The following is a 12,156-nucleotide window of genomic DNA, read 5'->3' as shown; positions in this document are numbered from 1 at the left end:
CGAGGGATTTCTTTCCGGCGCGGATTGCCGACCTCGTGTGAGAGTGGCAAGACATTGCGCCAAACCAGATTGCGAGGATGAGAGCCATGGAATATCGCGAAATCAGCGAGGACTATTCGGTCTCGGGCCAGATCCAGCCCGAAGACGCCGCCGCCATCAAGGAAGCCGGCTTCAAGAGCGTGATCTGCAACCGGCCGGATGACGAGCAGCCCGGCCAACCCTCAGCCGACAGCGTCAAGGCGGCGGTCGAAGCCGCGGGGCTGGCCTTCCGCTACATCCCGGTGATCAGCGGCCAGATCACGGCCGAGAATGTCGAGGACCAGGCCGAGGCGCTTGACGCGCTTGAGGGACCGGTGTTTGCTTATTGCCGCTCCGGCGCGCGCTGCACCAACCTCTACGGGCTGATTCAGCAGTCCAAGGGGTGAGCATCTGAGGCGCTGGCGATCCCTCACCCCCCCTCTGTCCTGCCGGACATCATCTCCCCCGCAAGGGGGGAGATCGGATGTCGCCTTCGCTTTTCGCCAATCGCCGACGTTGCAGGATGAGCGCTATCGACAAAGCTGCTGATCTCCCTCCTTGCGGGGGAGATGGCCGGCAGGCCAGAGGGGGGTGCTGTCCCGCCGACGTATCAACTGAAACTCTCTCAAACTAGATCGGCAGCGCGCCGGTCTCCTTCAGCGTCTCCAACACGATCGCCGTCTTCACATGCTGCACGGATTCGTGCGGCAGGAGCACGCCGTTGACGAATTCCGACAATGATTTGAGATCGGGGGTCACCACTTTCAAGATGTAGTCCATCTCACCGGTCAGCGCGTGCGCCTCCTGCACTTCCGGCAGCCGCGCCAGCAATTCGCCGAAGCGCCGCGCATTGTCGCGGTTGTGGGTGGCGAGCGTCACCGAGATGACGTTGACCAGCGAGAATCCAAGCTTGTCGCGGTCGAGCACGGCGCGATAGCCCTTGATGAAGCCGTCTTCCTCCAGCCGCTGGCGGCGGCGCGAGCACTGCGATGCCGACAGGTTCACCCTCTCGGACAGATCGTTGTTGGTAAGCCGCGCGTCCCCCTGCAAAAGAGCCATTATCTTGCGGTCGAACTGGTCGATGCGCACGTCATTCATGGATTCACCTCCAATCATGCATGAACTACGCACGAGATGATCATTTCAAGCGTTTGAATGCAAGCACCGTGCGGCCGCTTCGCGCTATGATTGATATGTTGTGGTCCGATGCGGCCACCATCCGTTTGGAGGAATGCCATGGGTCCCTTCCCGCACGACGCCCCGCCCGCAAAGATCAGCAAGGAAAACCCCGCCGGCACCGACGGTTTCGAGTTCGTCGAGTTCGCGCATGCGGAGCCGCAGAAGCTCGCCGAACTGTTCACCCGCATGGGCTATGTCGCGGTGGCCAAGCACCGCAGGAAAGACATCACCGTCTGGCGCCAGGGCGACATCAACTATGTCGTCAATGCCGAGCCCGGCTCGCACGCGATGAAGTTCGTCGACAAGCACGGCCCCTGCGCCGCCTCGATGGCCTGGCGCGTGGTCGATGCAAAGCATGCGTTCGAGCACGCGGTATCGAAAGGCGCCACGCCCTACGACGGCAACGACAAGGCGCTCGACGTGCCGGCCGTTGTCGGCATTGGCGGCTCGCTGCTCTATTTCATCGAAGCCTATGGCAAGAAGGGCCCGGCCTATGATGCCGAGTTCGAGTGGCTGGGCGAACGCGACCCGCGGCCGCAAGGCGTCGGCTTCTATTTCCTCGACCACCTCACCCACAATGTCTATCGCGGCCAGATGGACAAATGGTGGGACTTTTATCGCGAATTGTTCGGCTTCAAGCAGATCCATTTCTTCGACATCGACGGCAAGATCACCGGCCTCGTCAGCCGCGCCATCACCTCGCCCTGCGGCAAGATCCGTATCCCGCTGAACGAGTCCAAGGACGACACCAGCCAGATCGCCGAGTATCTGAAGAAGTACAATGGCGAAGGCATCCAGCATATCGCCGTCGGGACCGACGACATCTACGCCGCCACCGACAAGCTTGCCGACAATGGGCTGAAGTTCATGCCCGGTCCGCCGGAGACCTACTACGACATGTCGTACAACAGGGTGAACGGGCATGACGAGCCGATCGAGCGGATGAAGAAGCACGGCATCCTGATCGACGGTGAAGGCGTGGTCGACGGCGGCATGACCAAGATCCTGCTGCAGATATTCTCCAAAACCGTGATCGGCCCGATCTTCTTCGAATTCATCCAGAGGAAGGGCGACGAAGGTTTTGGCGAAGGCAATTTCCGCGCGCTGTTCGAGTCGATCGAGCAGGACCAGATCAAGCGCGGCGTGATCAAGGTCGACGGCAAGGCGGCCTGAACCCCCGTTTGCGGCTCGATGGGCCTTGATCTAAGTTTCGATAAAAGGGGTCAAGCCGTGAACGTCTCCATAACCGAAGCAAAGGCCAAACTAACGGAACTCGTCGGCCGCGCGGAGGCCGGCGAGGAGATAGTCATCACTCATCACGGCAAGATCGCGGCGCGGCTCGTGCCACCAGTTCGAGAAGACTTGTTGTCGCGCATAGGTGCCCTGAAGGGCAAGATTTGGATTTCTGACGTTCGACAAACTCGGCCCTGAATGGAACGAGTACACCAGATAAAGGTCAGAGGCCCAACCGCTCGACCTCTTCTTTCCTCACCTTCAAATCATAATCGAGCAAAAACTCGTCCAGCTGCGGCGGCGCGACCGAGCTGCCCGAGAGCATCGCGTGAACCTGGCCGCGATGGTGGATGTCGTGCAGGAAGACATGGGCGAGAATGTCGCCGATCTTTTCGGGGATCATGCCGTCCTCGCGCCGGTCCGTGATGACCTGACGGTCGAGATCCGCCTCCGACAGCTTCTCGCAAAAGGCGATCAGGCGCCAGTCGGCCGCGACCTGAGCGGCAAACAGCGCCTGCGGCACATCGAACGGCACGTAGTCGTCATAAGCGGCCGCACCGACGCCGCCTTCTTGGAGAAAATCGAGATAGAGATGATCGACCGCGAGGATGTGGTTGAGCGTCGCCTTGATCGACGGGAAGAAGCTTGTGCGCTCGGCTTCGAATTCGCCGGGCTTCAGCGCAAGCACGGCGCGATAGAGCCGGTCGTTCGACCAGAGATTGTTGCCGGCCATGCGGCTGAAATGCTCTAGCAGGGTCACGCGTTCATTCGTCTGATCAGGCCAATGCCAGCCGCCATCACCGCGAAGCCGGCGACAACGATCAGCAGCAGCCGGTTCATGCGCCGCCGCATCGCCTGCGTCTCCTCGTCCCGCGCCACATTGGTGTTGGTGATGGTGTGGAACATCATCGACTTGCGCGGGTAGCCACTGCGGTTGGTCAGATCGGGCGAGCGCGCCTCGATGCGGTAGCTCAGCCGGATCGCCTGGATGAAGACCACCAGAATGGCCAGCGCCCAGACGCCGGCCAGCAGGTAGAACGCCTCTCCCGTCACTATTGCCCCCTCTTATGCCTGGGACTTCTCGACCTTCTGCTCGATGGCGCCGAAGATCGAGTTTCCGCTTTTATTCTTCATCTCGATACGCACCGTATCGCCAAAGCGTAGGAACGGCGTCTTGGGCTCGCCAGACTCAATGGTCTCGATCATGCGCAGTTCAGCGATGCAGGAATAGCCGGCGCCGCCGGCCGCCACCGGTTTGCCCGGCCCGCCATCCAGCTTGTTGGAGACGGTGCCGGAACCGATGATGGTGCCGGCAACCAGCGGCCGTGTCTTTGCGGCATGGGCAATCAGCGCCGGGAAGTCGAAGGTCATGTCGACGCCGGCATTGGCACGGCCGAACGGCTTGCCGTTGACGTCGGCGAGCAGAGGCAGGTTGACCTTGCCGCCATCCCAGGCGTCGCCGAGTTCGTCCGGCGTCACCGCCACCGGCGAAAAAGCCGAGGACGGCTTCGACTGGAAGAAGCCAAACCCCTTGGCGAGCTCGGGTCCGGTGAGCGCGCGCAGCGTCACATCATTGACCAGCATGACCAGCCGGATGGCGGCGCGCGCCTGGTCGAGGCTGGCGCCCATCGGCACGTCGTCGACGATGACGGCAACTTCCGCCTCCATGTCGATGCCGAAGGCTTCGTCCGCCGCGCGGATCGGATCGCGCGGCGCGATAAAGGAATCCGAGCCGCCCTGGTAGATCAGCGGATCGGTCCAGAAGCTTGCCGGCATCTCGGCGCCGCGGGCTTTGCGCACCAGCTCGACATGGTTCACATAGGCTGAACCATCGGCCCATTGATAGGCGCGCGGCAGCGGCGATTGGGCGTCATGCTCATGGAAGCGTGCCGACGGCACCGCATTGTTCTCCAGCGATTCGGCGATCGTCGCCAGGTGCGGCGAAATCCGCTGCCAGTCGTCGAGTGCGGCCTGCAGCGTGCGCGCCAGGAACGAGGCGTCGGTGAAGCGCGTCAGGTCGCGCGAGACGACGACAAGCTTTCCGTCGCGCGTCCCGTCCCTCAATGTGGCAAGCTTCATGCGGTTTCCTCTCCTGATGCGGCTTTGGCGCCGTCTAAGTTCACAACAAGGCCGTCGCGGGCAATCGTCAAGTCACCCACCCACGATTTCCTAACAGCAGCCTCCCAGTCGGCCTCGCCGATCTCGGGATCATCGGCCGGAATGAGGTGGTTGAGCACCAGCCTCTTCACCCCGGCATCGCTGGCGATGCGGCCTGCCTGCTCGGCAAATGAGTGGCTGGCAAGCAGATGCTCTTTCAGCCGCGCGCCATTGCCGGTCCTGGCGACCAGCCGCTCGATGCCTTCTTCCAGCATGGCCTCATGGACGAGAATGTCGGCATTTCGGGCAAAGCCTGCGAGCGGCGGAAAGAAGGCTGTGTCGGCCGAGAACACGACGCTATTCGCACCATGCTCGAAGCGCAGCGCGAAACAGTCGGTCACCGGCGGATGGTCGACGCGCAGTGCCGAGACCTTCAGGCCGCGCTGCGCAAAAATCTCGCCCTCGCCGAATTCCACGATCGAAACCATTTCGCGAATGTCCGGCCTGCCCTCATCGACGATGCGAATTTCGATGTCGAACTCGATCGCCTGGCAGAAACGGCGCCAGTATTGGCCGGTGCCGGGCGGTCCGAACAGCGTCACCGGGCTGGCGAGCCCGGCGGTCCAGGCGGTGTGGAGCAACGGGCCCAGTTCCAGCACATGGTCGGAATGCAGATGGGTGATGAAGACCAGGTCGAGCGCCTTCAGGCTGACGGCGGAATCGACCAGGCCGCGTGTGACGCCGAGCCCGCAATCGACGACGATGGTTCGCCCGCCCAGTTCCAGCAGCGACGAACTCGGCCACGGCCCGCCCGGCCGCAGCGCAGGGCCGCCCTTGGAGCCGAGAAGCACCAGCCGGTCGTTCATTGGGCTGATCTCAAGACCAGTCGCCCTCCGGCGTGCCGTTGAAACGCTTCTTCAGATCGGTCCAGCAATCGATGTAATTGTCCTGCCTCGTTTCAAGCTCGGCGCCGTAGCGGGTGAGCATTTGCGGGAATCGGGTCTCGAACATGAAGGCCATGGTGTTGTCGAGCTTGACCGGTTTCAGCTCCGAGCGCGAGGCCTTTTCGAAGCCAGGCGCGTCTGGGCCGTGGGCCAGCATCAGATTGTGCAGGCTGATGCCGCCCGGGACAAAACCTTCTTCCTTGGCGTCGTACTGGCCGTGGATCAGGCCCATGAACTCGCTCATGATGTTTCGGTGGTACCAGGGCGGGCGGAACGTATCCTCCGCCACCAGCCAGCGCGGCGGGAAGATGACGAAGTCGATGTTGGCGGTGCCCTCCTCGCCGCTCGGCGCCGTCAGCACGGTGAAGATCGACGGATCGGGATGGTCGAACAGGATGGCGCCGACCGGAGAAAACGTCGCCAGATCATATTTGTAGGGCGCATAGTTGCCGTGCCAGGCGACGACGTCGAGCGGCGAATGGCCGATCTCGGTGACGTTGAAATTGCCGCACCATTTCACCGTCAGCCGGCACGGCGTCTCCTTCTCCTCGAACCAGGCGCTGGGCGTCTTGAAGTCGCGTGGGTTGGCCAGGCAGTTGGCGCCGATCGGGCCGCGGTCCGGCAGCGTCAGCTTGGCGCCGTAGTTTTCGCAGATATAGCCGCGCACTTCCTTGTCGATGAGCTCGACCTTGAACACCAGCCCGCGCGGCAGCACGGCGATCTCGCCGGGCCGCAGCTCGATGACACCCATCTCGGTGACGAAGCGCAAGGTGCCGACCTGGGGGACGATCAGCAACTCGCCATCGGCATTGAAGAAATGATCGTCGACCATCGATCGGTTGGCGACATAGACATGCGCGGCCATGCCGCTTTGGCCCAGCACATCTCCGGCAGTGGTGATGGTGCGCATGCCGGCGATGAAGTCGGTCGGCTCACTCGGCATCGGCACCGGGCTCCAGCGATACTGCCCGAGCGCCAGTTCGTGGTCGCCGACATTGGGGGCGGTCTTCCACAAGGGATAGCTCACCGCCTTGAAGCGGCCGGTGTGTTTTACGCTCGGCCGGATGCGATAGAGCCAGGAGCGCTCATTGGTGCCGCGCGGCGCGGTGAAGGGCGAGCCCGAGAGCTGTTCGGCATAGAGCCCGTAAGCCGGCCGTTGCGGCGAGTTCCGCCCCTGCGGCAGCGAGCCGGGCAGCGTCTCGGTTTCGAAGTCGTTGCCGAAGCCCGGCATGTAGGAAAAGCTCATCCGATCCTCCCTGAACCCGGCCCCGCGAAGCGCTGCTTGCCGGCGATGTTGACCAAACTGGTTTCATTTGTAACCATCGAAAATGTAACTATCAACGGGCGAATGCCGCATCCATGGTGCAGATGGAAATCCTCGAACTCGAAAGCTTCCTGCCCTATCGGCTCTACCGGCTGGCCGACGCCGTCAGCCGCGAATTTTCAAAAATCTACCGCGACCGCCACGGCCTGACGCGGCCGGAATGGCGCACGCTGTCAGGGCTCGGACAGCGCGGCACCATGACGGCGACAGCGCTTGGCGAACAGTCGGCCATGCACAAGACCAAGGTGTCGCGCGCCGTGGCCGAGCTCGAGCGGCGACGCTGGCTGGTACGCACAACCGACGAGAATGATCGACGTGTAGAGCATCTGGCGCTGACGAAGGCGGGGCTGGCGGCCTATGGCGAAATGGTGCCGCTGGCGAAGGCGTTTGAACGGGAGTTGCTGGAGAGGCTGAGCACAGAGGAGCGGACAGCGATTGTGAGCGGCGTGGCGGCGCTGGAGGGAGCGTTGGGTGAATAAAGAATCTGCTCCGCCGTGATCCTTCACACCCCCCTCTGTCCTGCCGGACATCTCCCCCGCAAGGGGGGAGATCAGATGTCGCGAAGGCTTTCGCCAATCTCCAATGTTGCAGAGGTTGGCGAGCCGTCAAAGCTGCCAATCTCCCTCCTTGCGGGGGAGATGGCCGGCAGGCCAGAGGGGGGTGCCTCGCGCCGACATTTCCAGCGGATAGCGCTCAGCCGCACCCTCACCAATCCATCACCACCTTACCCGAACTGCCGCTCCTCATCGCATCGAACCCCGCCTGAAAATCATCGATACCGATCCGATGCGTGATCAGGCCGCTGACATCCAGCGGGCCTTGCACCAAGGCGATCATCTTGTACCAAGTCTCGAACATCTCGCGGCCGTAAATGCCCTTCAAGTGCAGCATCTTGAAGATGACCTTGTTCCAGTCGATCTCAAAGCCGGTCGGCGCGATGCCCAGAATGGCGATCTTGCCGCCATTGTTCATGGTGTCGATCATGTCGCGAAAGGCGGGCGCGGCGCCCGACATTTCCAGGCCGACATCAAAACCTTCGGTCATGCCGAGCGCCGGCATGACATCCCTAAGCTTTTCCTTCGAGGCGTCGACGACATGCTGGACGCCGAGCTTTTTGGCCAGCGCCAGCCGCACCGGGTTGATGTCGGTGATGACGACTTTTCGCGCGCCCACACATTGCGCCACCAGCGCGCCCATGATGCCGATCGGACCGGCGCCGGTGACCAGCACGTCCTCGCCGACCAGATCGAAGGACAGAGCGGTGTGGACCGCATTGCCCAAGGGATCGAAGATCGCGGCGATCTCGTCGGGCACATCGCCGGGGATGGGCACGACATTGTGCTGCGGGACCGCCAGATACTCACCGAAGGCGCCGGGACGGTTGACGCCGAGGCCGAGCGTGTTGCGGCACAGATGGCCCCTGCCCGCGCGGCAGTTACGGCAATGGCCGCAAACGATGTGGCCTTCGCCGGAGACGCGCTGGCCGACCTTGTATTCGGTGACCGCAGCACCAAAGTCGGCAACCGTGCCGACGAATTCATGGCCGGTCACCATCGGCACCGGCACCGTCTTCTGCGCCCACTGGTCCCAATTGTAGATGTGCACGTCGGTGCCGCAGATCGCCGTCTTCTTTACCTTGATCAGCACGTCGTTGGGGCCGATCTCCGGCACCGGCACCTCTTCCATCCAGATGCCCGGTTCGGCCTTGGCCTTCACCAGCGCCTTCATCATGTTCGACATGCTTTTGCCCCTTGAATCCCTTGATCCGGAATCGCTTTTGGCGATCAGGAAATGACGCCCAATTCCTTGCCGACCGCCGCGAATGCCGCCACGGCGCGGTCGATGTCGGCGGTGGAATGCGCCGCCGACATCTGGGTGCGGATGCGCGCTTGGCCTTTCGGCACCACCGGGAACGAAAAGCCGATGACATAGATGCCGCGCTTCAGCATGCGCACCCCCATTTCCTGCGCCAGGCTTGCATCGCCCAGCATCACCGGGATGATCGGGTGATCGGCGCCGGCCAACGTGAAGCCGAGCTTGCCCATCTCGGACCGGAAGCGCGCCGCATTGGCATAGAGGCGCTTGCGCAAGGCGTCGCCATTTCGGATCAGCTCGAACACCTTGATCGAGGCGCCGGCGATCGCCGGCATCAGCGTGTTGGAGAAGAGATAGGGCCGCGAGCGCTGGCGCAGCCAGTCGACCACCTGGCTTTTGCCCGAGGTGTAGCCGCCCGACGCGCCGCCCAGCGCCTTGCCGAGCGTGCCGGTGATGACGTCCACCCTGCCCTCGACGCCGCAATGCTCGGCCGAGCCGCGGCCGTTTTTGCCGACGAAGCCGACGGCATGGCTGTCGTCGACCATCACCATGGCGTCGTATTTGTCGGCGAGGTCGCAGACGCCTTTCAGATTGGCGATGATGCCGTCCATGGAGAACACGCCGTCGGTGGCGATCAGCCGGAAGCGGCTGTCTTTCGCCTCCTTCAGCCGGGCTTCGAGATCGGCCATGTCGTTGTTGGCGTAGCGGAAACGCTTGGCCTTCGACAGTCGCACGCCGTCGATGATCGAGGCATGGTTCAGCGCATCGGAAATGATCGCATCCTCCTCGCCGAGCAGTGTCTCGAACAGGCCGCCATTGGCGTCGAAGCAGGAGCCGTAAAGGATGGTGTCGTCCATGCCGAGGAATGATGAAATCGTTGATTCAAGCTGCTTGTGCTCTTCCTGCGTGCCGCAGATGAAACGCACCGAAGCCATGCCGTAGCCATAGCGGTCCAGCGCGCCTTTGGCTGCGTTACGCAATTCGGCGCTGTCGGCGAGGCCGAGATAGTTGTTGGCGCAGAAGTTCAGCACCTTGTCGCCGCCGACTTCGATCTCAGCCGACTGGGTCGAGGTGATCACCCGCTCGGATTTGTAGAGCCCGGCGGATTTCAGCCCTTGCAGTTCGTTGTCGATATGGGAGAGGAATGCCGCGCTCATGATCAAGTCCTGTTGAGATTGGCGCGACTGTCGCGCTACGCGCACTAAAAATCCATCGCAAAAGCGACCGTTTCGGTGGCACGGCGGGCTCAACCCTGGCGCGATCCGATCGCATGGCCAGCATGCTGGAGTAGCAGGCACGCGAATACGGCCGTGCCGCGAAAGAACATGATAACCATTTCAGCAGCTTTCGTTTTCTGCGGAAGCAACAGTTCCGCCGGCTTCCAAACCTGTTAACCCTTTCAAGGCAATGGTGTTCTTGCCACGAATCGGTGGCAGAAATCCGTCGACCGAGGGGTCACCTAGAATATGTCGCAGCAGCCGGCGCAAACCGTCTCGGGCAAACTCATCCTGCTGATCAAGAGCGGCTACTGGCTGGCGCTGCTGATCATCGCCGCCATGGTGATGGCTTCCTTCATCCTGCTGCAGCAGATGATGGCGGCGCAACAGCACAACCATACTCTGCTCGACATCGTCAGCACCCAGAAGGCGCTGTCGCAGCGCATCGTCTTTTTGACCAGCGCAACCGGCTCCGCCGCGCGTGACAAGCAGCCGGCCCTGGTTGCCGCGCTGAAACAGGCGACCGCCGAGTTCGAGGCGAACTACGACCTGCTCCTCAAACAGACGGGAGCCGACCCGCTGTCGCCGGCATTGTCCGACCTAAAGTCGATCGAGAGCGTCCTTTACGGCAAGCCGTTCCACCTCGACTATTTCTCGGTCGGGCTGGTCGCCAATGGCGAAAGGCTGATCTCGTCCTTCGAATCCCAGCTCTCCGGCAATGCCGCCTACAAGGGCGGCGGCGAGCGCGTCAATCTCGATGCTTCCGTCGCCAATGCGACGCTGTCGGGTTATGCCGCGCTCGGCCAACGCATCGCCGCATTCGCAGACGAGCGGTCGGAAAAGCTCCTCGATCTCCATCGCACCTTGTTCTACGCCACCATCGGCGTCATCGTCCTGGTGGCGCTTTTCATCTTCCGGCCGATGTCGAAGGCGATCCTGCGCAAGACGCACGAGCTTGTCGATGCCCGCAACTCGATGGCCTTCATCGCCGTACATGACGGGCTGACCGGCCTGCACAACCGCACCTTCCTGACCGACCACTTCGAAACGCTGATCAAGGGCGCGCATCGCCGGCGCGAGAGGCTGGCGGTCATCCAGCTCGACCTCGACCGGTTCAAGCAGATCAACGACACACTCGGCCACGCCGCCGGCGACTATGTGCTGGTCGTCACCGCGCAGCGCATGCGCGATTCCTGCCGTGCGTCGGATCTCTGCGCGCGCCTTGGCGGCGACGAATTCGTGATGATCCTCAATGGCGCCGGCGGCCCCGAGGACATCAACATGCTGGCCCGGCGCATCCTGGAGGAGATCAACGAGCCGATTACCTTCCAGGGCACGACCATCCTTCCAGGGGCCAGCGCCGGCATTGCCGTCTATCCCATCGACGCCGACAATGCCGAGGATCTGCTCGTCCACGCCGACCTCGCGCTCTATTCCGCCAAAAAGCTCGGCGGCGGCAGCTTCTCGTTCTTCTCCGAGGAACTCAGGCGCGAGCTAGACTACCGCAAGCAACTCGAGCACGACATCAAGGTCGCGATTTCGGAGAACGCCTTCCAAGTCTATTTCCAGCCGCAGGTGTCGCTGAGCAACGGCGCCATCAGCGGCATCGAGGCGCTGGTGCGCTGGAAGCATGCCGAGCGCGGCATGATTGCGCCGGGCGAGTTCATTCCGGTCGCCGAAAAATGCGGCTTCATGCCCGAGATCGGCCGCATCGTCTTTACCAAGGCGATCGAGCAAGCAGCCGAATGGGATCGCGCCGGCATCGCTTTCGGCCGGCTTGCCGTCAACGTGTCCGGCACCGAGCTGCGCGAACCCGACTTCGACCGCTTCCTGTTCGCGACGCTGGAAAAGGCCGGCCTTGCTCCGCAGAAACTGTCGCTGGAAATCGTCGAATCCGTCATTCTCGACGACGAGAAGACGGGCATCGCGGCGAAGCTGCGCCACATCCGCGCTGCCGGCGTCCATCTTGAGCTCGACGATTTCGGCACCGGCTATGCCTCGCTCAGCCACGTCAATCCCAACGAGATCGACCGGCTGAAGATCGACCGCCGCTTCGTCCAGAACATCAACGAGAATGGCGACAACACCAAGATCGTGCGCGCCATCACCGAGCTGGCGCGCGGTCTCGGCATTTCGATCGTCGCCGAGGGCGCGGAAACCGAAGCCGAACTCGATTCGCTGATGGCAATCGGCTGCGATCAGGTGCAGGGCTATTCCATCGCCTTCCCGATGCCGCAGGACAAAGCGCGCGAATGGCTGCTGGCGCGCAGCCCGAAGAAAGCCAAGCTGAAGGTGCTTCAGGGCAATTTAGCCTAGACTATTGCCCACC

Annotated in this window: 13 protein-coding genes; 5 read left to right on the top strand and 8 right to left on the bottom strand. The window is 62.4% G+C overall.

Annotation, left to right across the window (positions count from 1 at the left end):
• Positions 1 to 86 precede the first annotated feature (86 nt).
• Positions 87 to 425 (top strand): protein tyrosine phosphatase family protein, encoded by a 339-nt coding sequence (locus AC3CCE_RS31010; protein ID WP_352592462.1) that lies wholly within the window; start codon positions 87 to 89, stop codon positions 423 to 425.
• Positions 426 to 648: 223 nt separating this feature from the next.
• Here the strand turns inward: AC3CCE_RS31010 and AC3CCE_RS31005 are convergent, their stop codons facing one another.
• Complete coding sequence (locus AC3CCE_RS31005) at positions 649 to 1,116, bottom strand: Lrp/AsnC family transcriptional regulator (protein ID WP_352510769.1); 468 nt, start codon at positions 1,114 to 1,116, stop codon at positions 649 to 651.
• A 138-nt stretch (positions 1,117 to 1,254) separates the two neighbouring features.
• Between AC3CCE_RS31005 and hppD the strand changes: the two genes are divergently transcribed.
• A complete protein-coding gene (gene hppD, locus AC3CCE_RS31000) occupies positions 1,255 to 2,370 on the top strand; it encodes a 4-hydroxyphenylpyruvate dioxygenase (protein WP_352510770.1) in 1,116 nt (371 codons plus the stop codon).
• Between the two features lie 57 nt (positions 2,371 to 2,427).
• A complete protein-coding gene (locus AC3CCE_RS30995; protein ID WP_352510771.1) occupies positions 2,428 to 2,628 on the top strand; it encodes a type II toxin-antitoxin system Phd/YefM family antitoxin in 201 nt (66 codons plus the stop codon).
• Positions 2,629 to 2,653: 25 nt separating this feature from the next.
• Here AC3CCE_RS30995 and AC3CCE_RS30990 read toward each other — a convergent pair whose 3' ends face one another.
• From AC3CCE_RS30990 to hmgA, 5 genes are read right to left on the bottom strand one after another with little or no spacing between them, the layout of a single operon-like run.
• The gene (locus AC3CCE_RS30990) at positions 2,654 to 3,190 is read right to left on the bottom strand and encodes a DinB family protein (RefSeq protein WP_352627452.1); all 537 of its coding nucleotides are present in this window, start codon (positions 3,188 to 3,190) and stop codon (positions 2,654 to 2,656) included.
• Positions 3,187 to 3,483 (bottom strand): hypothetical protein, encoded by a 297-nt coding sequence (locus tag AC3CCE_RS30985; protein ID WP_352510773.1) that lies wholly within the window; start codon positions 3,481 to 3,483, stop codon positions 3,187 to 3,189. Before AC3CCE_RS30985 ends, AC3CCE_RS30990 begins: the two co-directional genes overlap by 4 nt.
• Positions 3,484 to 3,495: 12 nt before the next feature.
• The gene (locus AC3CCE_RS30980) at positions 3,496 to 4,509 is read right to left on the bottom strand and encodes a fumarylacetoacetate hydrolase family protein (RefSeq protein WP_352510774.1); all 1,014 of its coding nucleotides are present in this window, start codon (positions 4,507 to 4,509) and stop codon (positions 3,496 to 3,498) included.
• Positions 4,506 to 5,393 (bottom strand): MBL fold metallo-hydrolase, encoded by an 888-nt coding sequence (locus AC3CCE_RS30975; protein ID WP_352510775.1) that lies wholly within the window; start codon positions 5,391 to 5,393, stop codon positions 4,506 to 4,508. The genes AC3CCE_RS30980 and AC3CCE_RS30975 overlap by 4 nt, the downstream gene beginning before the upstream one ends.
• Before the next feature lie 10 nt (positions 5,394 to 5,403).
• Positions 5,404 to 6,717: a homogentisate 1,2-dioxygenase gene (gene hmgA / locus AC3CCE_RS30970; RefSeq protein ID WP_352627455.1), complete on the bottom strand. Its 1,314-nt coding sequence runs from the start codon at positions 6,715 to 6,717 to the stop codon at positions 5,404 to 5,406.
• A gap of 122 nt (positions 6,718 to 6,839) precedes the next feature.
• Between hmgA and AC3CCE_RS30965 the strand changes: the two genes are divergently transcribed.
• Positions 6,840 to 7,274, top strand: coding sequence for a MarR family winged helix-turn-helix transcriptional regulator (locus tag AC3CCE_RS30965; protein ID WP_031203942.1), 435 nt, complete (start codon positions 6,840 to 6,842; stop codon positions 7,272 to 7,274).
• A gap of 226 nt (positions 7,275 to 7,500) precedes the next feature.
• Here the strand turns inward: AC3CCE_RS30965 and tdh are convergent, their stop codons facing one another.
• Both tdh and AC3CCE_RS30955 read right to left on the bottom strand, forming a co-directional pair.
• The gene (gene tdh, locus AC3CCE_RS30960) at positions 7,501 to 8,535 is read right to left on the bottom strand and encodes an L-threonine 3-dehydrogenase (protein WP_352510777.1); all 1,035 of its coding nucleotides are present in this window, start codon (positions 8,533 to 8,535) and stop codon (positions 7,501 to 7,503) included.
• A 44-nt stretch (positions 8,536 to 8,579) separates the two neighbouring features.
• Positions 8,580 to 9,767 carry a glycine C-acetyltransferase gene (locus AC3CCE_RS30955; RefSeq protein WP_352510778.1) on the bottom strand — a complete coding sequence of 396 codons (1,188 nt, stop codon included), beginning with the start codon at positions 9,765 to 9,767 and terminating at the stop codon, positions 8,580 to 8,582.
• A gap of 309 nt (positions 9,768 to 10,076) precedes the next feature.
• Between AC3CCE_RS30955 and AC3CCE_RS30950 the strand changes: the two genes are divergently transcribed.
• On the top strand, positions 10,077 to 12,143 hold the full coding sequence (locus AC3CCE_RS30950) for a putative bifunctional diguanylate cyclase/phosphodiesterase (RefSeq protein WP_352626849.1): 2,067 nt from the start codon (positions 10,077 to 10,079) through the stop codon (positions 12,141 to 12,143).
• Positions 12,144 to 12,156: the final 13 nt, after the last annotated feature.

It is taken from the genome of Mesorhizobium sp. P160187 (assembly GCF_057766425.1).
This window is presented reverse-complemented; position numbering and strand designations above follow the sequence as displayed.